This window comes from Streptomyces sp. NPDC111744 (genome assembly GCF_055634995.1).
Genome location: NZ_JBVKCG010000011.1, coordinates 138,121 through 158,869, shown reverse-complemented (window position 1 = coordinate 158,869; position 20,749 = coordinate 138,121). Strand labels below are relative to the sequence as shown.

The following is a 20,749-nucleotide window of genomic DNA, read 5'->3' as shown; positions in this document are numbered from 1 at the left end:
CCCGGCTCCCTGTTGGTAGAAGCGTGAACAACGTGCGCGAGGTCGAGGTAGTCGTCATAGGCGCTGGTCAGGCCGGTCTGTCCAGCGCCTATCACCTGCGGCGCACCGGCTTCGAGCCGGACCGCGACTTCGTGGTCCTGGACCACTCCCCCGCCCCGGGCGGCGCCTGGCAGTTCCGGTGGCCTTCGCTGACGTACGGCAAGGTCCACGGGATGCACGCACTGCCGGGCATGGAGCTGACCGGGGCCGACCCTGCGCGGCCGTCCGCCGAGGTCATCGGTGAGTACTTCGCGGCCTACGAGCGCACCTTCGACCTGCGGGTACGGCGGCCCGTGAACGTCCGCGCGGTGCGCGAGGGCGACGGCGGACGGCTGCTCGTGGAGACGGACGCCGGGGACTGGTCGACACGGGCGCTGATCAACGCCACCGGCACCTGGGACCGGCCGTTCCTGCCGCGCTATCCGGGCCAGGAGACGTTCCGTGGGCGGCAGTTGCACACCGCGCAGTACACCGGGCCCGCGGAGTTCGCCGGGAAGCGGGTGGTGGTCGTCGGCGGCGGGGCCTCCGGCACCCAGCATCTGCTGGAGCTCGCCCCGTACGCGGCCGCCACCATCTGGGTCACCCGGCGGCCGCCGGTCTTCCGCGAGGGGCCCTTCGACGAGGGCGCGGGCCGGGCCGCGGTGGCGCTGGTGGAGGAGCGGGTACGGCAGGGACTACCGCCGAGGAGCGTGGTCTCGGTGACCGGGCTGCCTCTCAACGATGCCATCCGGCAGGGCCTGAGGGACGGTGTCCTGGACCGGCAGCCGATGTTCGACCGCATCGCTCCGGACGGGGTGGAGTGGAACGACGGCCGGCATGCCGACGCCGACGTCATCCTCTGGGCGACCGGTTTTCGCGCCGCTCTCGACCATCTGGCGCCGCTGCGGCTGCGCGAGCCGGGCGGTGGGATCCGTGTCGAAGGGACCCGTTCGATCGCGGATCCGCGGGTGCACCTCGTGGGGTACGGACCCTCGGCCAGCACTGTCGGCGCCAACCGCGCGGGCCGCGAAGCCGTCCGGGACATCAGGCGGCTGCTCGCAGGGGAGCCGGTCGCCGCGTGACGTCCCCTCGGATCAGCGAGGTGGCTGCGAGACCGGTTGCGACTGCGGGCCCTTGCTGTTGCGCACCGCGTTGAACTCGGCGACATTGCGCTGGTGTTCCGCGTAGTCGGCGGTGAACCGCGTGTCCCCCGGCTTGACCGTGACAAAGTACAGCCAGTTGCCCGGCGTCGGGTTCATCGCGGCACGCATGGCGTCCTCGCCCGGGTTGTCGATCGGGGTGGGCGGCAGACCCATGCGCTGGTAGGAGTTGTACGGGTTCTCGATACGGGTGTCGTTCAACGTGGTGTTGAGGGTGGTGCGGTTGAGGGCGTAGTTGAGGGTGGAGTCCATCTGCAGCGGCATGCCGCTCTGCAGCCGGTTGAAGACGACCCGGGCCACCTTCCCCATGTCGGCCTTGTCCGCCGCCTCGGCCTGGACGATGCTGGCGATGGTCACCGCCTGGTAGACATTCAGCGCGTTGCGCTGCGCACCGGCCGCGACGGGCGCCCCGTCGAACCTCTGGTGCGCGGTGTCCACCATGAACCGCAACACGGACTGCGGGGTCGCACCCTTCTCCAGGGGATAGGTGGCCGGGAAGAGATAACCCTCCGGGTTGCCCCCGGCGTCGCCGGGCAGGTGCAGGCCCGCGGTGCCGACGGACCTCTTGGTGCTGCCGACGGGGAGGTCGAGCGCCTTGTCGACGGCGTCGTAGACCTGGGACGCCCGCCAGCCCTCCCGGATGACCAGGGTGGCGGGCCCGGCGGCCGCGCCGTGGACCAGGGACAGCAGCGGCACCGTCACGGCGGCGCCCGCCACGACGGCGCCGGCGGCAACGAGGAGGAGCCTGCCACGGCGCGTCAGCCGGATCGTCTTCCGTCGAATCGACCTCGGTCGGATCGCGTTCCGCCGGATCGGTTTCCGTGGCGGAGTGTTCGTCTGCATGCAGGCACGTTAGCCCGCATACCGCCACAAACCCGGCATATCTTCAGTTTGTCCGCTCCACGTTGCCGACTCCACTTTGCCGACTTCAGCTCGCCGACTTCAGCTCGCCGACTTCAGCTCGCCGGTGGAGTCACCCGCTGACGCTCCCGGTCGCCCCGTCGGCGCCCCGGCCGTCTCACCGACTCCCACTGGGTCACCTCTCCGGTTCCGGCCGGCGGCTCCCCCGCCGTCTCCACTCGGGCGTCCCGGCGCACCAGCGCCGCGTACCGTCCGTCGAGTTCCAGCAGTTCCTCGTGGGTGCCCCGTTCGGCCACCTGCCCGGAGTCGAGGACGACGATCTGGTCGGCGCCGCGGATCGTGGACAGCCGGTGGGCGATGGTGACGGTCGTCCGGTTGGCCGACAGGGCGTCGATGGCGTCCTGTACGGCGTGTTCGGTGCGGGTGTCCAGGGCGCTGGTCGCCTCGTCGAGGATGAGGACCGGCGGGTCGCGCAGGATGGTGCGTGCGATGGCCAGCCGCTGCTTCTCGCCACCCGAGAAGCGGTGACCGCGTTCACCGACGACGGTGTCGTAGCCGTCGGGCAGTGCGGCGATGTGGTCGTGGATCTGGGCCGCGCGAGCGGCAGCGTGGAGTTCCTCGTCGGTGGCGTCCGGCTTGGCGAAGCGGAGGTTGTCAGCGACCGAGGCGTGGAAGAGGTACGTCTCCTGGGACACGACGCCGACCGCGCGGGCGAGGGTGTCGAAGTCCAGGTCACGGACGTCGACGCCGTCCAGGGTGACCCGGCCGCCGGTGACGTCGTAGAGCCGGGGAACCAGGTAGCCGAACGTGGACTTGCCGGCGCCGGTCGGGCCGACGACCGCCAGGCTGCCGCCGGCCGGGACGGTGAGGTCGATGCCGTCGAGGACGGGCCCGCTCTTGTCGTCGTAGCGGAACTCGACCTTCTCGAAGCGCACCTCGCCCTTCACCCGGTCCAGGTGGACCGGCTCGTCCCGCTCGGTGATGTCGATGGGCAGGTCGAGGTACTCGAAGATGCGCTGGAAGAGGGCGAGCGAGGTCTGGATCTGGACGCCGGTCTGCAGCAGGCTCACGGCCGGGCGGAACAGGCCCTGCTGAAGGGAGACGAAGGCGACGATGGTGCCCAGCGAGATCTGCGGGCCGCCCAGCTGGAGGGCCATGCCGGCGGTCCAGTAGATGACGGCGGGCATCGCGGCCATCACTATCGTGATCACGGCCATGCGCCAGCGGCCGGCCATGTTCGAGCGCACTTCCAGGTCGACGAGCTGCTCGGACTCGTCGGCGAAGGAGGCGGTGAGCGAGTCGGCGCGGCCCATGGTCCGGCCGAGCAGGATGCCGCTGACGGAGAGCGACTCGGTGACCGTGGCGGCCATCGCGGCCATCTGCTTCTGGCGCTGGGTGGTGATCTTCTTGCGCTCGTTGCCGACCCGGCGGCTGATCCACACGAAGGCCGGGAGCAGGACCATCGAGACGATGGTGAGCCGCCAGTCGAGAGCTGTCATCGCGACGATCGTGGCGACCACGCTGGTCAGGTTGGAGACCAGGGAGGTGGCCGTCGAGGTGACGGTGGCCTGCATCCCGCCGATGTCGTTGGCTATGCGGGACTGGACCTCGCCCGTGCGGGTGCGGGTGAAGAACGCGAGCGACATGCGCTGGAGGCGGCCGTAGACGGCGGTGCGCAGGTCGTGCATGACGCGCTGGCCGACGGTGGTCGATATCAGCGTCTGCAGTACACCGAAGACACTGGTGAGAACGGCGCTGAGGATCATGCCCAGCGCGAGCAGGCTGAGCAGTCCGGTGCGGCCCTGCGGGATCGCGGTGTCGAGGATCGCCTTCAGAAGGAAGGGCGTGGCGACCGAGACCAGCGAGGCGGCGCCGACCAGCAGGCCGACGATCGCGAGCCGGCCGCGGTAGGGGCGGAAGAGGGCGAGGATGCGGCGCACCTGGCGGGGCTGCCCGGCCGAAGTGCCGTCGGGGGTCCAGTTGATCTCGTCTCGGGGCATGGCTCCTACGGATGGGTGTGGTGTGTACGGACTCACGGAGCATAGCTCACTGTTACCTATACTCACAATGAACATAGTCCTGATATTGTTCCCGTATGAGCACCCCCGACCCCGACGGCCCGCTCGCCGAGCAGTTGCTACGCCTCACACGCCGGGTGTGGCGGATCCAGAAGCACCATCTGCAGGCGCGCGATCTGGGCGTCACCCCGGCCCAGTCTCGACTGCTACGCACCCTCGCGCACTACGAGACTCCCCCGCGCATGGCCGACCTCGCCTCACGACTTGAGGTGGTGCCGCGCGCGGTGACGACGCTGGTCGACGGCCTGGAAGCGAGCGGCAAGGTGTGCCGGGTGCCGGATCCGACGAACCGCCGGGTGACCCGGATCGAGATCACGGACGAGGGGCGCGAGACCCTGCGCGAACTGCGGGCGGCGCGGAGGTCCGCCGCCGAGGAGATCCTGGCTCCGCTGTCGCAGGAGCAGCGGGAGGTGCTGGGCGGCTTGCTCGACACACTGGTCGACGGGGCGGCGGCCACGAAGCGCTGCTGAGACATGACGAAGCGGCTCCCCTCCGGGATTCCGGAGGGGAGCCGCTTTGCTTCTGTACGTCAGCCTTCGGACACGGGCTCCTTGGCCGGCGCCTGCGCGGGCATCTCGGCCACGGTGACCACGACCTCACCGTCCAGCACCTTCTTCGCCCGCTCGACGTCCAGCGCGCCATCCCAGCGGGAGACGGCGAAGACTGCGACGCAGTTGCCGAGCAGGTTGGTGACGACACGCATCGAGTCCATGATGCGGTCGACCCCGAGCAGCAGGGCGACGGCACCGGCCGGGATCGCCCCGAGCGAGGAGGCGGTCGCGGACAGCGCGAGGAAGGCCGAGCCGGGGATGCCGGCCATGCCCTTGCTGGTGAGCATCAGCACCAGGACCACGGTGATCTGCTGACTCAGGCTCAGGTCGACACCCACGGCCTGGGCGATGAACAGCGTGCCGATGGAGAGGTAGAGCGAGGCGCCGTCGAGGTTGAAGGAGTACCCGGTGGGCAGCACCAGGCCCACGGCGTCGTCGCGGGCGCCGGCGCTCCGCAGTTTCTGCATCACTCGCGGCAGCACGGACTCCGTGGAGGCGGTCCCGAGCGCGAGCAGCATCTCCTCACGGATGTAGCGCAGGAATTTCCAGAGGCTCAGCCCGGTGACCGCCCGAAGGGCGACGGCGAGAAGCGCGACGAAGAGGGCGGCGGCCGCGTAGCACAGGACGATCAGCTTGGCGTAGGTCTCGATGACACCGAGGCCGTACTGGCCGATCAGGACGGCCATCGCGCCGAAGACGGCGATCGGGGCGAGGCGCATCACGAAGCCGACGATCGCGAAGATGATCTCCTGGGCCTGCTCGATGGCCGGCAGCACCTGCGGCACCTTGGTGTGGCCGAGGTGGAGCAGGGCCGCACCCACCAGGCAGGCCAGGACGAGCACCTGGAGCAGGGAGTTCTCGGCGAAGGCCCCTATGAAACTGGTGGGCAGCGCGTCGAGGATGAACCCGGTCGTCGAGGGCAGCGAGCCGCCGCCCGTCTTCGCGTCGACCGCCTTGACGCTCAGCGCGGCCGGGTCGACATGCATCCCCGAGCCGGGCCGGACGACGTTGGCGGCGACCAGCCCGATGACCAGCGCGAGCGTGCTCGCCACCTCGAACCAGACCAGGGCCTTGAGCCCGATCCGCCCGAAGGCCCTCAGGTCACCGGCCTTGGCGATGCCGACGACGACCACGCAGAACACCAGCGGCGAGATGATCGTCTTGATGAGCCGGGTGAAACCGTCGCCGAGCGGCTGAAGGTCCGAGGCGAAGCCGGGCCACAGCTTCCCGACGACGATTCCGAGCACGAGCGCGCAGGCGACCTGCGCGAAGAGAGAGGTACGCAGTATGCGTGCGACGCGTCGCGGCAGGGACGGTACGGACTGCGGCACGGGCACTCCTGGGGGGTGTCGACTCGCCGAAGCCGAGCGGGACTTCTGCGATACGGAAAGCGGTTTCCGTGTCGATCACTCTGGAGGACTTCTTGATCCTTTCCGAAACCACCGTGTATCAGCCGTGTAAATCACGTGCCTGGTGACGCGTCGCACACAACGCGGCTCAGCAGCCGCTGCGATCCTCCGTCAGCACCCCCTGTTCGGTGGCCAGCGAACGGTCGTAGCACCCGCCGGGCCCGTACAGCCGGTAGCGCTCGCTCGACGTGCCGACCGCGTGCCGCTGGTCGCGCGGCACGTCGAGGGTGTAGGTCGCGTCACCGCGGTAGGTGTCGTCCAGTCGCGACCAGCCGCCCGCGGGCCCGGTGACCGCAGCCCGGTCGCCGAGGGTGAGTCGGGTACGCAGCCGGTTGTCGGTGCTGATGGTGATGGCGCCGCTCATCGTGTACGTCCGATGGGTGCGCGTCGTCCGGGGCGCTCCGCCCGCCTTCGCAGTGACGTTCTGGTCGTCCGTCCAGGTGGCGTCGAGCGCGTCGGTCGTCTCGCCGTCGTTCCAGCGGTGCGCGGAGGTGTTGACCAGTGTCCGGCTGACGGTGGTGGTCACCCGGCCGTGCGAGGTGTCGACGTATCCGGAGACGGTGAGCCGGTGCCCGGCGTCGGTGTCAACCCGGCACTCCCCCGAACCCGGTGTGTAAACGGAGGAGTTGACGGGCTCGGAGGCCTTGGCCTCGGTGAGCTTCCCGGTGACGTGGGCGCGGTGCGCGTCCTGCCAGACCAGCACGTTCACGGGAGCGCTCCAGCCGGCCTGCCCCTCGGGCACCCCGGCGACGGAGACCTCGACCTGGTGCGGGCGACCGTCGTCGAGCAGCCCGGCGAACGGCGTCAGGTCGTATTCGATCGGCTTGACGTCGAAGGCGCGGGGGCCCGGAACGACGTACCAGAGGAAGGGGTTGGACCAGCCGCCTGTCCATACGTTCGGGAACGGCGAGGCGATTCCGGCCAGTTGGCCGTCGACCTTGATCTGCACCTCCCGGTAGGGTCCCTTGTCCGCCTTGCAGGAGTACGAGGCCGGGTCGGCCACCGTCAGATACCAGAACTCCTCGCAGCCGCCGCCGGATCCGGTGGCGTACACCTCGGCGACGATGCGCTCGCTGTTGCGCGGGGCGGTGAGGGTGGTACCGCCGTCCAGTGTGAGCACCTTGTCGGGGACGGTGGCCCGGGGGCGTCCTTCGTAGAAGGTGAGCGTGGCCTTGACGTCGATGACGCCGGTGTACGTGTCGTCGACGACGTTGCCGATGAGCATCTCGACGTCCTGCGCGCCGCGGAAGGTGTCGCTGTAGCGGGTGACGTCCTTCTCCACGTGCCACTCGATGCCGTCCGGCGAGGGCTCGGGGGTGGAGGTGCGCAGCACCTCGACGCCTCCGACGTGCAGATAGCCGAGCCGGTCGTACTGACGGCCCTTCACCTTGCCGTCGAGCCGCAGCACCACCTTGCTCCACCGGTCGCCACAGCCCTGGGGTGGCGTATAGGTGCCGCTGTACGGCGTGAAGTCACGGAACTGGGCCTCGGCCAGGGTGACTTGGCAGGACTTGGCACCCTTGGGCACGGACACCGGCGGGGCGGCGGTCACCGGGTCGTGCCAGTCGGTGCCGAACTCCGCCGGGACGTCGGCGGCCAGGGCGGCTTGGGCACCCGTACCGAGGAGCGCGCTCGCCAGGAGGGTCGCCCCGGCAAGCATGGACATGACGATCCGTCTTCTCATGGCCGGTGTTCTACGGGGAGTTGACCGCCGGCCGCAACGGGGAGACCGGCCGACCACTCCCTGACCCGTGCGGACGCACACTGGTGGCACATATGGTGCTATAAGCAGATCTTGCTGCCACAGTGCTCCCATGGAGATCACGACCGCTCACGTCCGTCGCACGGCCCTCGCCCTTGCCCTCGGCGGTGCCGTCGCCCTCACCTGCGACGCCGTGCTCGCCGGCCTCCCGCACCGGAACCACGACTCCCCCGCCCCCGGCCCCTCGGCCGCCTCCTCCGGCCCTGCCTCGGCCCCGGCCCCCGGCGCACCGGGCATCGGCGACCCCCTGATGCCGCTGGACGGCAACGGCGGCTACGCCGTGCGCCATTACACGCTCGACTTCGACTGGCGGGCGCCCGAGACGCCGTTCGAGGCCGGCGCCACCATCAGCGCCACCGCCACCCAGGCCCTGTCCCGCTTCGACCTGGACTTCGCGGGCAACACCCTCCACAAGGTCACCGTCGACGGCGCACCGGCCGCCGCCGTCCGGGACGGCGACGAACTCGTGGTCACACCCGCCCGGCCGATCCCGCGCGGCAGCACCTTCGCCGTCCGCGTCACCTACACCGCCGACCCCACCCAGCGCCGGCAGCGCGGCGACGCGATCCGGGAGTACGGCTGGGTGCCCACCGCCGACGGCAGCCTGCTCTGTCTGCAGCCCGACGGCGCCAAGCTGGTCTTCCCGGTGGACGACCACCCCAGCCTGCGGGCGCCGGTCACATTCCGCATCACCACCCCTGCGGGGCTGCGCGCGGTGGCCAACGGCCGGCTCGTCGACCGCGTCCAGCGGCCCGGCGGACGCGTTCGCTGGACGTACGACTCCGAGGAGCCCATCGCGGCACAGCTGGTCCAGGTGGCGATCGGGAGATTCGCGTTCGTCGACAGCACGGGCCCGCGCGGACTGCCCGTCCGGGACGTGGTACCTGACAGCCTGGTCGCGGAGACCGAGGCCGACCGCTCGCGCACCCCGGAGCACCTCGCCTGGCTGGAACGGCGGCTCGGCCCGTACCCGTTCCGCCGCTACGGCGTGCTGGTCGGGGACACCGATCTGCCGGTGGCGCTGGAGACGCAGTCGCTCTCCGTCGTACCGAAGGACGACCTGCTGGGCGACCAGGTCGACGCCGAACGCAATCTGGTCCACGAGCTGACCCACCACTGGACGGGGGACAGCGTCGCCATCCGGCGCTGGTCCGACCTGTGGCTGAGTGAGGGTCATGCCCGTTTCTACGAGCGGCTGTACTCCGCCGAGCACGGCGGCGTCGGCATGGAGGACGCCATGCGGGCGGCGTACGAGCAGCACGACCAGTGGCGCCACGACGACGGAGCCCCCGCCGAGCCGACGGAGCCGACACTCTTCAAGGTGATGCGGTACGACGGCTCGGCGCTGGTGCTGTATGCCCTGCGGGAGAAGGTCGGTGACGCAACGTTCGACCAGATCGAGCACACCTGGGTGAGCAGGTACCGGGGCCGTGCGGCCGGCACCAAGGAGTTCGTCGCGCTCGCCTCCGAGGTCGCGGGCGAGGATCTGACGCCGTTTCTGACGCCCTGGCTGTACGGGCCGGAGACCCCACCCATGCCCGGCCATCCCGACTGGCAGGTGGACCCGGTCGAGGACTGAGTCCGGACGGTGTGCGGCTCGCCCGCGATGCCGCCCCCCGGATGCCGATCCGCTGCCGCCCCCCGGATGCCGATCCGCTGCCGCCGACCGGGTGGCCTCTGCCGGACCGCTGGTCCACCCGGTTGACGTTCGGCGCGCCGTGCCGCGCAGGACACGGAAACGTACGAGGGGTGACGTTAAGGGCAATTCCTTTGCCCTGGTTGCGACGAGCGTGGTTGGAGACCCTCAGCAAGCGGTTGGAGACCCTCCGGTATGAGAAGAACTGTCGCCCCACGTGTGCCCGGCGGCCTGCGGACGTGCCGCCTGACAGCCTGTCTGCTCGCCACTGCCGCGCTGCTGCCACCGCTGCTGATTCTCCCGGCGTCGGGCGCCGACGAGGCGGATGACCAGCGCCTGCAGAACGCCTTCACCGATGCCGCGCGCGAGTTCCATGTGCCGCGCAGTGTGCTCATGAGCGTGTCCTACATGCAGTCGCGATGGGACTCCCACCCGGGCACCCCCAGCGTCGCGGGCGGCTACGGGCCGATGCACCTGGTGGAGCCCGCCCGCGGCCACGCCCCGGCGCCGGCGGCGGCCCCGCCGGCGCCGAACGGCCGCGAGAACAGCCAGCTCACGGGGACGGTGTTCGCCTCGGGCGGCCACGCCGTACAGCCGGCGGACCTGGACCGCGCCGCACGGTTGATCAAGGTCCCGGCCGCGGAGCTGCGGACGGACGCCACCGCCAACGTACGCGGCGGCGCGGCCCTGCTGGCCGCCGCCCAACGGCATCTCGGCAAGCCGCTCAGCAACGACCCGAAGGCCTGGTGGCAGGCGGTGGAACGTTTCCCCGGCACACCTGACGTCACCTCGGCGACCACGTACGCCAACGACGTCTTCACCCTGATCCGCCGGGGAGCACACCGGACCACCGCCGAGGGGCAGGAGGTCACGCTCCCCGCCATGCCCGGCGTCAGCCCGCACCCCGGCCCACAGGTCCCACCACGGCCCAAGGAGGTCGAGTGCCCTCCCGAGCTGGCCTGTGACTGGCTGGCCGCGCCGTACGAGGAGATCGACGAGGACGGCGACTACGGCAACCACGACCTTGCCGACCGGCCCCGGGACCAGAAGATCGATTACATCGTCATCCACGACACCGAGTCGACGCTGCCGAACATGTTCAAGACCGTCCAGGACCCGACCGAGGCGTCCTGGCACTACTCGGTCCGCTCCAGCGACGGCCATGTCACCCAGCACGTCAGGACGAAGGACGAGGCCTGGCACTCCGGCAGCAAGTTCGTCAACGCCCGCTCGATCGGCATCGAACACGAAGGGTTCCTCACCCACCCGGGCACCTGGTACACGGAGCAGATGTACCGGTCCTCGGCCCGTCTGGTGCGCTTTCTGGCGAAGAAGTACGGCGTCCCGCTCGACCGGCAGCACATCTTCGGCCATGACAACGTGCCGGCTCCGACCGGTGACAGCATCCCCGAGATGCACGAGGACCCCGGCCCCTTCTGGGACTGGCGGCACTACTTCGACCTGCTCGGCGCGCCGCTGAAGGCCACGGCCGGACCGGACAGCGACGTGGTGATGATCCTGCCTGACTACGCCACCCACAAGCCGCGGTACACCGGGTGCGAGGGTGCCGGAAAGCGGTGCCGGCCGCACGGCTCCAGCGCTGTCCGTCTCCACACCGCACCGGCCGAGGACGCCCCGCTGATCCAGGACCCGGGCCGCAGGCCGGACGGCGAGGAGTCCACGGAGGACGTCAGCGACCTCGGTTCGCGTGTCTCCACCGGACAGACCTTCGCCGTCGCCGACCGCAGCGGCGAGTGGACGGCGATCTGGTTCCAGGGCCACAAGGCCTGGTTCAAGAACCCCAAGGAGCACCCGACGGCCGTCGGCGCGAGCGGACGCATGGTGACGCCCAAGGAGGGCCTGGACGAGATCCCGGTGTACGGGCGTGCCCTGCCGGAGGAGGAGGCCTACCCGGAGGGAATGGAGGAGGAGGCCGACTCGCCGCTCCCGTACAGCCTCCGGGCGGGCCAGCGGTATGTGACCCAGTCCGGCGTCGGCAGTTCCTACGTCGACAGGTCGTCCTTCTCCGACCTGCCTCAGCCTGTTGTCCTGGGCCAGGAGAGGTACTACGAGATCCAGTTCGGCCACCGGCTCGCCTACGTCCGGGCGAACGACGTGGACCTGGTGCACGCGAGCGCCGGCTCGGCGGGTGCGCCCGAGCAGCAGCCCGGCCCGGCCGGCCGGTGACCCCAGGGCACCCGGGGCCTCGCTAGGCCGGCAGGTCCATCCTGTCCCCCATCACCACCACGGGATCGCGGTCCGGGTCGAGCGTGCGGAGCAGGAACCTCATGGCCTCCTCGGAGAGGCCGATGCAGGCCGAGGTGCCGCTGCCGTGGTCGAGGTGCAGCCAGATGCCACCGCCCCGTTCGTCGCCCCAGGGACGGGTGATGTCGTGCGGCGGTGCGCCCCGCAGCCGGTTGTAGTCGATGGCGACGACGTAGTCGACGTCGTGCTGGTGCGCCGGGTCCCAGTAGTACGGGGGCGCGTAGACGTCCTCGTCCTGGGTGTAGGAGAGCCGGGTGCCCGGTTCGGGGAGCACACCGCCCGCGCCGGTGAGGGTGAACACGCCGACCGGGCTGCGTCCGTCGTCCCGCGTAGTGATCGGTGGTCCAGCCGTTCCGCCCGTTGTGCGCGGGCCGACTGCCCACCGGGCGCCATCCGTCGTCCTGCAGCCCGTACAGCACGACCGCGGAGTCCGCCGAGTCCTCGCCCTCGCCGCACACGGCCAGGACCTGACCGGAGTCGGCAGGGATCTCCGCGTGCAGCCGCTCGCCGACGCCTGGCAGCGCGGTCGGCTCGCCGACGGGGACGGCCGGCCTCGGCTGCGCCGCCCCGCTCGCCCGGGCGGCTGTGCCGGGCGGCCCCTGGGCGCCCACCCTTCGCACCGCCGCCCGCTGTCCGGTCCCCCGCACGCGCTCAGGGTCGCCAGGAGGGTTCCGAGCACCACCGCCGTCGCAACGGTCGCACGCCGAACGCACTTGATCCGCACCGGGCCATCCTGACATCACATACCGGCTCATTGATTTGGTTTCCTGACATCCAGGGCGTGTGGGCGGCGAGCCCCTGGCCTGAAGACAGCGGATTTCGCTGACCGCCGGGAAAACCGTTTGATTTCGACCACGCTCCGACGCGAACCTTTCACGGCTTGTCGCCACCTTCCCCCCGACACGAGCCGCTGGGACGTCATGCAGATTCAAGATCTTCCGTATTCCGATCCGGGCGTGCCCGACGCACGCTCGGGTCCCCGATTCCTGTGGTGGCTCGGGCGACATCAGCTCGGGGGCCAGCTCAAGGCGCTGGCCTGGGGCGTGCTGCACTTCGTGGCCGTCTCCGCGCTCCCCTTCTGTGTGGGGCTCGCCGTCCAGGCCGTCGTCGACCGCTCCGGCACCCGGCTGGCGCTGACGGGTGGTCTGCTCGTCCTGTGCGGCGCGGCGATCGCCGTCGGCGACACCTTCCTGCACCGCGCCGCCGTCACCAACTGGATCACCGCGGCCGCCCGCGTCCAGCAACTGCTCGCCCGCAAGACCGCCCAGCTGGGCTCGGCGCTGACCCGGCGGGTGGCGGCCGGCGAGGTCGTCGCCGTCTCCACCGGCGACGTCGAGAAGATCGGCTGGTTCGTCGAGGCCGTCTCCCGGTTCACCGCGGCCGCGCTGACGGTCGTCGTGGTCGGCGTCGGGCTGCTCCTCTACCAGCCCGCGCTCGGCTGGGTGGTCGCCGCCGGGCTGCCCCTGGTCGCGCTGGCCGTGCTGCCGCTGCTTCCCCGGGCGACCCGGCGCGCCGACATCCAGCGCACGAAGGCCGGCCGGGCCACCGAGCTGGCCTCGGACACCGTGGCGGGGCTGCGCGTGCTGCGTGGCATCGGCGGCGAGGACCTCTTCCTCGACCGCTACCGCCGTGCCTCCCAGGAGGTGCGGCGGGCCGCCGTGCGCAGCGCCCGGATGTGGTCCCTGATCGCCGCCATCCAGGTGCTGGTGCCCGGGCTGCTGCTGATCGCGGTCGTCTGGTACGGCGTCCACCTCGCCCGGCAGGGCCGCGTCACCGTCGGTGAACTGGTCACCGTCTACAGCTCGGTCATGATCCTCAACTACCCGTTGCAGCACTTCACCGAGATCGCCATGGCGTACTCCTTCTCGCGCCCCTCGGCGAAACGGGCCGCCCGGGTGCTCTCCCTGGAACGGGCCACCGACACCGGCGGCTCGCGCGCGGGCGCGGTGCCGGACGGCGACCTGTACGACCCGGACACCGGTCTGCTGGCACCCGCGGGCCGGCTGACCGCCGTGGTCTGCGGCGACCCCGACGCGGCCGGCCACCTCGCCGAACGGCTGGGCGGCCACCCCGCCGAGGCCGCCGCCTCCGTGCTGCTCGGCGGCGTACCGCTCGACGAACTGCCTCTGGAGACCGCCCGCACCGCGGTGCTCGTCCAGGACAAGGACCCGGTGCTGCTCTCCGGTTCGCTGCGCGAGTTGCTCGACGTGCCGGCCTCCGGGGCCGTGCGGGCCGAGGACGCGCTGTCCGCCGCCCAGTGCGCCGACGTCCTGGAGGCCCTGATCCAGGGCTCGTTGGACGTCACCGACCCGATGGACGCCCGGATCACCGAGCGGGGCCGCTCCCTGTCGGGCGGCCAGCGCCAGCGGCTCGCGCTGGCCCGGTCGCTGATCACCGACCCCGAGGTCCTCGTCCTGGACGAGCCGACCTCCGCCGTCGACTCGCACACCGAGGCGCGGATCGCGGAGGGAATCCGCGAGGTGCGGTCCGGCCGGACGACCGTGGTGTTCACCTCCTCACCGCTGCTGCTCGACCGGGCCGACCGGGTCGTCCTCGTCCACGAGGGCGAGGTCGGGGCGGTCGGCCTGCACCGCGAACTGGTCCGCACCGAACCCCGGTACCGGGCGGTGGTGACCCGGGAGACGGACGACGAGGCCGCCCTACGGAAACCGAGGAACGAAGACGTCGCGCTGCGAGGCGGCGCGGTCGAGGAGCAAGAGGCCGCGCTGCGAGGCGGCGCGCTGGAAGAGATCGAGGAAAGCGCATGATCGGCGTCGCACCACCGGCGTACGACCCGGCGGCCCCGACGACGGCCACCACCCTGCCCATCGGCGCCACCTCGACGGTGCGCGCCTACGTGGCCGAACTGTTCCGTCGGCATCGCCGGGCCTTCTCCGCCCTCGTCATGGTCAACACGGTGGCCGTGGTCGCCTCCATGGCCGGCCCGTACCTGCTCGGCGGGCTCGTCGAGCGGGTCTCCGACGGTGCCCGTGAACTCCATCTGGGCCTGACCATCGGCCTGTTCGTACTCGCGCTCGCCGTCCAGGCGGTCTTCGTGCGCGAGGTCCGGCTGCGGGGTGCCGTGCTCGGCGAGCGGATGCTGGCCGACCTGCGCGAGGACTTCCTCGTCCGGTCCGTCGGACTGCCGCCGGGCGTCCTGGAACGGGCGGGCACGGGCGATCTGCTGTCCCGGATCACCACCGACATCGACCGACTCGCCAACGCCATGCGGGAGGCCGTACCGCAGCTGTCGATCGGCATCGTGTGGGTCGTGCTGCTGCTCGGCGGGCTCGTGGTCACGGCGCCGCCGCTGGCCGCCACCGTGCTGCTCGCCCTGCCGATCCTGGTGGTCGTCTGCCGCTGGTACTTCAGGCGGGCGCCCTCCGGCTACCGCTCCGAGGCCGCCGGGTACGCCGCGGTGGCCGCCGCCCTCGCGGAGTCCGTGGACGCCGGGCACACCGTCGAGGCGCACCGGCTCGGCGCCCGGCGTATCGCCCTGTCCGAACGCCGGGTCAAGGAGTGGACGGCATGGGAGCGCTACACGCTGTGGCTGCGGTCGGTGCTGTTCCCGGCCGTCAACGCCACCCACACCGTCGTGCTGGGCTCGGTGCTGATGATCGGCGGTGTCTTCGTCCTCGACGGCCGGCTCGACGTCGGCCAGCTGACGACGGGTGCGCTCATCGCCCAGATGCTCGTCGAACCGGTGAACCTGATCCTGCGCTGGTACGACGAGGTCCAGGTCGCCCAGGTGTCGCTGGCCCGCCTGGTCGGCGTCCGGGACATCGAACCCGACGCAGGTGACGCCTCGCTGGCCCCCGAGGGCCGGGAGGTGCACGCGGACGAGGTCCGCTTCGGCTACCTGCAGGGCGTCGACGTGCTGCGCGCTGTCTCCCTGGAGGTCGCGCCCGGCACCCGGCTGGCCCTGGTCGGCCCGTCGGGCGCGGGCAAGTCCACGCTGGGCCGGCTGCTCGCCGGCATCTACGCGCCCCGCGACGGCCGGATCACCCTCGGTGGCGCCGAGCTGTCCCGGATGACCGCCGAACGGGTCCGCTCCCATGTCGCCCTCGTCAACCAGGAGCACCACGTCTTCGTGGGCTCCTTGCGTGACAATTTGCTGCTCGCCCGGACCGGCGCCGAGGACGCCGAGCTGTGGGCGGCCCTGGGTGCCGTCGACGCGGACGGCTGGGCACGGGCCCTGGAGCAGGGCCTGGACACCGAGGTGGGCTCCGGCGGCCTCACGCTGACCCCGGCGCAGGCCCAGCAGATCGCACTGGCCCGGCTGGTGCTGGCCGACCCGCACACCCTCGTCCTGGACGAGGCGACCTCGCTCCTCGACCCGCGCGCGGCCCGCCATCTGGAACGGTCCCTGGCCCGGGTCCTCGACGGCCGCACCGTGGTCGCCATCGCCCACCGGCTGCACACCGCCCATGACGCGGACGTCATCGCCGTGGTCGAGAACGGCCGGATCAGCGAGCTCGGCAGCCACGACGAGCTGGTGACGGCCGACGGCGCCTACGCGGCGCTGTGGCGGTCGTGGCACGGGTGACGGCCCTCGGCACGGGGTGAGCGCCGCAGGTCGCGCCCCGTGCCGTTGCGCGGGTACGAGCAGGGGTGGAAGGCTGGATAGCGGCACCGGTTCGGGGACGGGCCGGGAACCGCAGGGTTCGCGGCGCGTGAGACCCGTGCCGCGCGTGCCGGCGGCCCGCCCCTCGGACCGCCGCCTCACTCCCTGGAGGTAGCCGTGACCACCGCCGACGGATGGGGGGACGACGTCTACCAGCCCGACGGATCCGAGATCCGCGAGGACACCGGACTGCTCGACGTGGAGGACACGCTGGAGTCCGACGGCGTCAGCGATCCCCTGGACCGGGGCTGGTCCCCGCCCGAGCGGCCGTGGGCCGTGGAGCACACCGGGGTGACGGCGGCGGAGGGCCACCGGGGCGAGACCCTGGACCAGCGGCTCGCCGAGGAACTGCCCGATCCGGCCGCCCCCGACGGCGACGGCATCGGCGACTGCCAGGGCAGCGACGGAGAACTCCTGGACAACGAGGTCGGCGATCTGCGCTCCGGCCGCCTCGTGGCACCCGACGAGGGGGCCCACGAGGACGACGAGAACGGTCTCGTCGCCACCGACGTCGGCATCGACGGCGCTGGTGCCTCCGCCGAGGAGGCCGCGATGCACATCGTCGACGAGGACACCGCCTACGGCTGACGCCGGCCCCCCTTGCACGACCGCCCTGTCCGCCCTGTCCGCCCTGTCCGAGGAGCCGCCATGCAGCAGGACAAGCACCCCGACTACCACCCCGTGGTCTTCCGCGACCGCGCAGCCGGGTACGCCTTCCTGACCCGGTCCACCGCGACCAGCGACCAGACCATCGACTGGGACGACGGTCAGACCTACCCGGTGGTCGACGTGGAGATCTCCTCCGAGAGCCACCCCTTCTACACCGGAAAGGCCCGCACGGTGGACACCGAGGGTCGCGTCGCCGCGTTCGAGCGACGCTACGGCGGTGGCTCGGGGAAGACCGGCTGATCCGGCGGCCCCTGCGGTCAGATCACGTTCAGGGCGGCGGCGCAGCCTATGCCGCCCAGCAGCATGAACACGGGCATCAGCACCTTGAGCTCGACCCAGCTGCCCGCGCGGAACCGCATCACCTTCGGCGGGCCCAGCGGATACCAGCGCTTGCGGCCGATCGGGATGGGCCACAGGATCGGGCAGCCGGAGACGGTCAGCGCGTCCCCGATGTCGTGCACCAGCGCTCCCAGCACCACCGGCAGCCCCAGCCACAGGTACTCCTGGCCGGGCTGGGTGAACAGCCAGTCCGAGCCGTTGCCCGGCTTGTCCAGAGTGCCCGCCAGGATCCAGGCACTGGTCGCCGCCAGCAGCCACACCAGCACGTCGCTGCTGGAGCCGCGGGCCGCCCGCCACAGCAGGCCTTCGATGGCCAGCACCATGTGCGCGAAGAGAATCGCCAGCACCGCCCAGCGGCCGCCGAGGATCGCGGCGGCCGAGCAGCCCGCGCCGATCAGCGCCGCCCACACCCAGGTGTGGGTCAGCGTCCGGTGGCCGCCGGAGCGGCGCGGGTCGCCCGGCTTCCGGGTCGCCTTGTAGACGGCGTACGACAGCTTGTCCACGATCTCGCAGAGCCAGCGCGACAGCGGTCCGAAGGCGCGCGAGATGGTGGCGGCCTTGTGGTCGAGGTCCGGGGCGAGTGCGGCGCCGGCGGAGATCAGTGCCCCGACCAGGAGCACCGGCCAGGGCATCCCATGCCCGGCCGCGGCGGCCGCGGCTCCGACGCCGAGCCAGGCAGCGGCTCCCGACAGTGAGTGTGCTGGTCCCATCATGGCCGCTGTCTGCCCCATTCCTCGTATGCCGCTGTCCAGTTGACCGGGTGCGATGACGCTCCGTCGGCGACACAGCATAGGGGTCTTGATCTTCGGGCTCGCAGCCGATTCCCCCCTCGGGGGGTGGGCCAGGCAAGATGGGTGCGTGACCCTCATCGATCGACTGCCGCCGACCGCCGACCCCGACGCCCTGTACGAAGCCTTCGAGTCCTGGGCGCAGGAGCGCGGTCTCACGCTCTACCCCCACCAGGAGGAGGCGCTGATCGAGGCGGTCTCCGGGGCGAACGTGATCGTGTCGACACCGACCGGCTCCGGCAAGAGCATGATCGCCGCGGGCGCGCACTTCGCCGCGCTGGCCCGGGACGAGGTCACCTTCTACACGGCGCCGATCAAGGCGCTGGTGTCGGAGAAGTTCTTCGAGCTGTGCAAGATCTTCGGCACCGAGAACGTCGGCATGCTCACCGGCGACGCCTCCGTGAACTCCGACGCGCCCGTCATCTGCTGCACCGCCGAGGTGCTGGCCTCCATCGCCCTGCGCGACGGCAAGCAGGCGGACGTCGGCCAGGTCGTCATGGACGAGTTCCACTTCTACGCCGAGGGCGACCGCGGCTGGGCCTGGCAGATCCCGCTTCTCGAACTTCCGCAGGCGCAGTTCATCCTGATGTCCGCCACCCTCGGCGACGTCTCCTTCTTCGAGAAGGACCTCACCCGCCGCACCGGCCGCCCCACCTCGGTGGTCCGCTCGGCGACCCGTCCGGTGCCGCTCTCCTACGAGTACAAGTTCACCCCGCTCACCGAGACGCTCACCGAACTGCTGGAGAGCAAGCAGGCGCCGGTGTACATCGTGCACTTCACGCAGGCGCAGGCGGTGGAGCGGGCGCAGGCGCTGATGAGCATCAACATGTGCTCGAAGGAGGAGAAGGAGCAGATCGCCGAACTGATCGGCAACTTCCGCTTCACCACCAAGTTCGGCCGCAACCTCTCCCGGTACGTCCGGCACGGCATCGGCGTCCACCACGCCGGCATGCTCCCCAAGTACCGGCGCCTGGTCGAGAAGCTCGCGCAGGCCGGTCTGCTGAAGGTCATCTGCGGCACCGACACCCTGGGCGTGGGCGTCAACGTGCCTATCCGCACGGTCCTGTTCACCGCACTCACCAAGTACGACGGCAACCGGGTGCGCACCCTGCGCGCCCGTGAGTTCCACCAGATCGCCGGCCGGGCGGGCCGGGCCGGCTTCGACACGGCCGGACTGGTGGTCGCGCAGGCGCCCGAGCACGTCATCGAGAACGAGAAGGCGCTCGCGAAGGCGGGCGACGACCCGAAGAAGCGGCGCAAGGTGGTGCGCAAGAAGGCGCCGGAGGGCTTTGTCGGCTGGACGGAGACCACGTTCGAGAAACTGATCGCGTCCGAGCCGGAGCCGCTGACGTCGCGTTTCCGGGTGACGCACACGATGCTGCTGTCGGTCATCGCCCGCCCGGGCAACGCCTTCGAGGCGATGCGCCATCTGCTGGAGGACAACCACGAGCCGCGCAAGCAGCAGCTGCGGCACATCCGCCGGGCCATCGCCATCTACCGCTCGCTCCTGGACGGCGGCATCGTGGAGAAGCTCGACGAGCCGGACCCGACCGGTCGCATCGTCCGCCTCACGGTCGACCTCCAGCAGGACTTCGCGCTCAACCAGCCGCTGTCCACGTTCGCCCTCGCCGCGTTCGAACTCCTCGACCCCGAATCGCCCTCGTACGCCCTCGACATGGTGTCCGTCGTCGAGTCCACGCTGGATGACCCGCGGCAGATCCTGGTCGCCCAGCTGAACAAGGCGAAGGGCGAGGCGGTGGCCGCGATGAAGGCGGACGGCGTCGAGTACGAGGAGCGCATGGAGCGCCTCCAGGACGTCACCTACCCGAAGCCCCTGGAAGAGCTGCTCTTCCACGCGTACAACACCTACCGCAAGAGCCACCCCTGGGTCGGCGACCATCCGCTGTCGCCGAAGTCGGTGATCCGGGACATGTACGAACGGGCGATGTCCTTCACGGAGTTGGTGTCCTTCTACGAGCTGGCCCGCACTGAGGGCATCGTGCTGCGCTACCTGGCGAGCGCGTACAAGACGCTGGACCACAACATCCCGGACGACCTCAAGTCCGAGGATCTCCAGGACCTGATCGAGTGGCTGGGCGAGATGGTCCGCCAGGTCGACTCCAGTCTGCTGGACGAGTGGGAGCAGCTCGCCAACCCGGAGGAGATGACGGCCGAGGAGGCCCAGGAGAAGGCCGACGAGGTCAAGCCGGTCACCGCCAACGCGCGCGCCTTCCGGGTCCTGGTCCGTAACGCCATGTTCCGCCGCGTGGAACTTGCCGCCCTCGACCAGGTCGACGAGCTGGGCGAGATGGACGCGGAGTCCGGCTGGGACGCCGAAGCCTGGGGTGAGGCGATGGACAAGTACTGGGACGAGTACGAGGACCTGGGCACCGGCCCCGACGCCCGTGGTCCCAAGCTGCTCGTGATCCAGGAGGAGCCGCAGAACGGGCTGTGGCGCGTCCGGCAGATCTTCGACGACCCCAACGACGACCACGACTGGGGCATCAGCGCGGAGGTCGACCTGACGGCCTCCGACGCCGAGGGCCGCGCGGTCGTCCGTGTCACCGATGTCGGCCAGCTCTGACCCGG

At 70.9% G+C, this 20,749-nt stretch carries 15 protein-coding genes; 9 read left to right on the top strand and 6 right to left on the bottom strand.

Translation table 11 applies throughout. The features are described from left to right. The first annotated feature begins 23 nt into the window (after nt 1-23). Nucleotides 24-1,100, top strand: a complete 1,077-nt coding sequence (locus ACZ7OO_RS24610) for an NAD(P)-binding domain-containing protein (RefSeq protein ID WP_471507659.1) — start codon at nt 24-26, stop codon at nt 1,098-1,100. Nucleotides 1,101-1,112: 12 nt separating this feature from the next. Here ACZ7OO_RS24610 and mltG read toward each other — a convergent pair whose 3' ends face one another. Further along, a complete protein-coding gene (mltG, locus tag ACZ7OO_RS24605; RefSeq protein WP_471507657.1) occupies nt 1,113-2,021 on the bottom strand; it encodes an endolytic transglycosylase MltG in 909 nt (302 codons plus the stop codon). 113 nt (nt 2,022-2,134) lie between these two features. Further along, the gene (locus tag ACZ7OO_RS24600; RefSeq protein WP_471507655.1) at nt 2,135-4,039 is read right to left on the bottom strand and encodes an ABC transporter ATP-binding protein; all 1,905 of its coding nucleotides are present in this window, start codon (nt 4,037-4,039) and stop codon (nt 2,135-2,137) included. Nucleotides 4,040-4,134: 95 nt separating this feature from the next. Between ACZ7OO_RS24600 and ACZ7OO_RS24595 the strand changes: the two genes are divergently transcribed. After that, a complete protein-coding gene (locus ACZ7OO_RS24595; RefSeq protein ID WP_471507653.1) occupies nt 4,135-4,587 on the top strand; it encodes a MarR family winged helix-turn-helix transcriptional regulator in 453 nt (150 codons plus the stop codon). Nucleotides 4,588-4,646: 59 nt separating this feature from the next. Here the strand turns inward: ACZ7OO_RS24595 and ACZ7OO_RS24590 are convergent, their stop codons facing one another. Beyond that, on the bottom strand, nt 4,647-5,999 hold the full coding sequence (locus ACZ7OO_RS24590) for a cation:dicarboxylate symporter family transporter (RefSeq protein ID WP_471507651.1): 1,353 nt from the start codon (nt 5,997-5,999) through the stop codon (nt 4,647-4,649). A 166-nt stretch (nt 6,000-6,165) separates the two neighbouring features. Then, nucleotides 6,166-7,761 (bottom strand): peptide-N4-asparagine amidase, encoded by a 1,596-nt coding sequence (locus ACZ7OO_RS24585; protein WP_471507649.1) that lies wholly within the window; start codon nt 7,759-7,761, stop codon nt 6,166-6,168. A gap of 130 nt (nt 7,762-7,891) precedes the next feature. On the opposite strand from ACZ7OO_RS24585, the gene ACZ7OO_RS24580 reads away from it, so the two are divergent. Both ACZ7OO_RS24580 and ACZ7OO_RS24575 read left to right on the top strand, forming a co-directional pair. After that, nucleotides 7,892-9,418: a M1 family metallopeptidase gene (locus ACZ7OO_RS24580; protein ID WP_471507647.1), complete on the top strand. Its 1,527-nt coding sequence runs from the start codon at nt 7,892-7,894 to the stop codon at nt 9,416-9,418. Nucleotides 9,419-9,670: 252 nt separating this feature from the next. Continuing rightward, entirely contained in the window at nt 9,671-11,662 is a 1,992-nt protein-coding gene (locus ACZ7OO_RS24575) for an N-acetylmuramoyl-L-alanine amidase (RefSeq protein WP_471507645.1), read from the top strand. A gap of 22 nt (nt 11,663-11,684) precedes the next feature. On the opposite strand, the gene ACZ7OO_RS24570 is transcribed toward ACZ7OO_RS24575, so the two are convergent. After that, nucleotides 11,685-12,041, bottom strand: a complete 357-nt coding sequence (locus tag ACZ7OO_RS24570; RefSeq protein ID WP_471507643.1) for a L,D-transpeptidase family protein — start codon at nt 12,039-12,041, stop codon at nt 11,685-11,687. A gap of 619 nt (nt 12,042-12,660) precedes the next feature. On the opposite strand from ACZ7OO_RS24570, the gene ACZ7OO_RS24565 reads away from it, so the two are divergent. From ACZ7OO_RS24565 to ACZ7OO_RS24550, 4 genes are all read left to right on the top strand, one after another. Beyond that, the gene (locus ACZ7OO_RS24565; protein ID WP_471507641.1) at nt 12,661-14,508 is read left to right on the top strand and encodes an ABC transporter transmembrane domain-containing protein; all 1,848 of its coding nucleotides are present in this window, start codon (nt 12,661-12,663) and stop codon (nt 14,506-14,508) included. Beyond that, the gene (locus ACZ7OO_RS24560; RefSeq protein WP_471507639.1) at nt 14,505-16,286 is read left to right on the top strand and encodes an ABC transporter ATP-binding protein; all 1,782 of its coding nucleotides are present in this window, start codon (nt 14,505-14,507) and stop codon (nt 16,284-16,286) included. The genes ACZ7OO_RS24565 and ACZ7OO_RS24560 overlap by 4 nt, the downstream gene beginning before the upstream one ends. Before the next feature lie 195 nt (nt 16,287-16,481). Continuing rightward, nucleotides 16,482-16,952, top strand: a complete 471-nt coding sequence (locus ACZ7OO_RS24555; RefSeq protein ID WP_360494381.1) for a DUF5709 domain-containing protein — start codon at nt 16,482-16,484, stop codon at nt 16,950-16,952. Between the two features lie 60 nt (nt 16,953-17,012). After that, nucleotides 17,013-17,273 (top strand): type B 50S ribosomal protein L31, encoded by a 261-nt coding sequence (locus ACZ7OO_RS24550; protein WP_471507637.1) that lies wholly within the window; start codon nt 17,013-17,015, stop codon nt 17,271-17,273. Nucleotides 17,274-17,290: 17 nt separating this feature from the next. Here the strand turns inward: ACZ7OO_RS24550 and ACZ7OO_RS24545 are convergent, their stop codons facing one another. Then, a complete protein-coding gene (locus ACZ7OO_RS24545; RefSeq protein WP_471507635.1) occupies nt 17,291-18,085 on the bottom strand; it encodes a metal-dependent hydrolase in 795 nt (264 codons plus the stop codon). Between the two features lie 145 nt (nt 18,086-18,230). Between ACZ7OO_RS24545 and ACZ7OO_RS24540 the strand changes: the two genes are divergently transcribed. Next, the gene (locus ACZ7OO_RS24540) at nt 18,231-20,744 is read left to right on the top strand and encodes a DEAD/DEAH box helicase (protein WP_471507633.1); all 2,514 of its coding nucleotides are present in this window, start codon (nt 18,231-18,233) and stop codon (nt 20,742-20,744) included. Nucleotides 20,745-20,749 lie beyond the last annotated feature (5 nt).

Excerpts from the sequence above, each read along its gene's own strand:
- ACZ7OO_RS24565 (WP_471507641.1), top strand. The coding sequence starts at position 12,661 with ATGCAGATTCAAGATCTTCCGTATTCCGATCCGGGCGTGCCCGACGCA.
- ACZ7OO_RS24545 (WP_471507635.1), bottom strand. The coding sequence starts at position 18,085 with ATGATGGGACCAGCACACTCACTGTCGGGAGCCGCTGCCTGGCTCGGC.
- ACZ7OO_RS24575 (WP_471507645.1), top strand. The coding sequence starts at position 9,671 with ATGAGAAGAACTGTCGCCCCACGTGTGCCCGGCGGCCTGCGGACGTGC.
- ACZ7OO_RS24560 (WP_471507639.1), top strand. The coding sequence starts at position 14,505 with ATGATCGGCGTCGCACCACCGGCGTACGACCCGGCGGCCCCGACGACG.
- ACZ7OO_RS24585 (WP_471507649.1), bottom strand. The coding sequence starts at position 7,761 with ATGAGAAGACGGATCGTCATGTCCATGCTTGCCGGGGCGACCCTCCTG.
- ACZ7OO_RS24600 (WP_471507655.1), bottom strand. The coding sequence starts at position 4,039 with ATGCCCCGAGACGAGATCAACTGGACCCCCGACGGCACTTCGGCCGGG.
- mltG (WP_471507657.1), bottom strand. The coding sequence starts at position 2,021 with ATGCAGACGAACACTCCGCCACGGAAACCGATCCGGCGGAACGCGATC.
- ACZ7OO_RS24580 (WP_471507647.1), top strand. The coding sequence starts at position 7,892 with ATGGAGATCACGACCGCTCACGTCCGTCGCACGGCCCTCGCCCTTGCC.
- ACZ7OO_RS24595 (WP_471507653.1), top strand. The coding sequence starts at position 4,135 with ATGAGCACCCCCGACCCCGACGGCCCGCTCGCCGAGCAGTTGCTACGC.
- ACZ7OO_RS24550 (WP_471507637.1), top strand. The coding sequence starts at position 17,013 with ATGCAGCAGGACAAGCACCCCGACTACCACCCCGTGGTCTTCCGCGAC.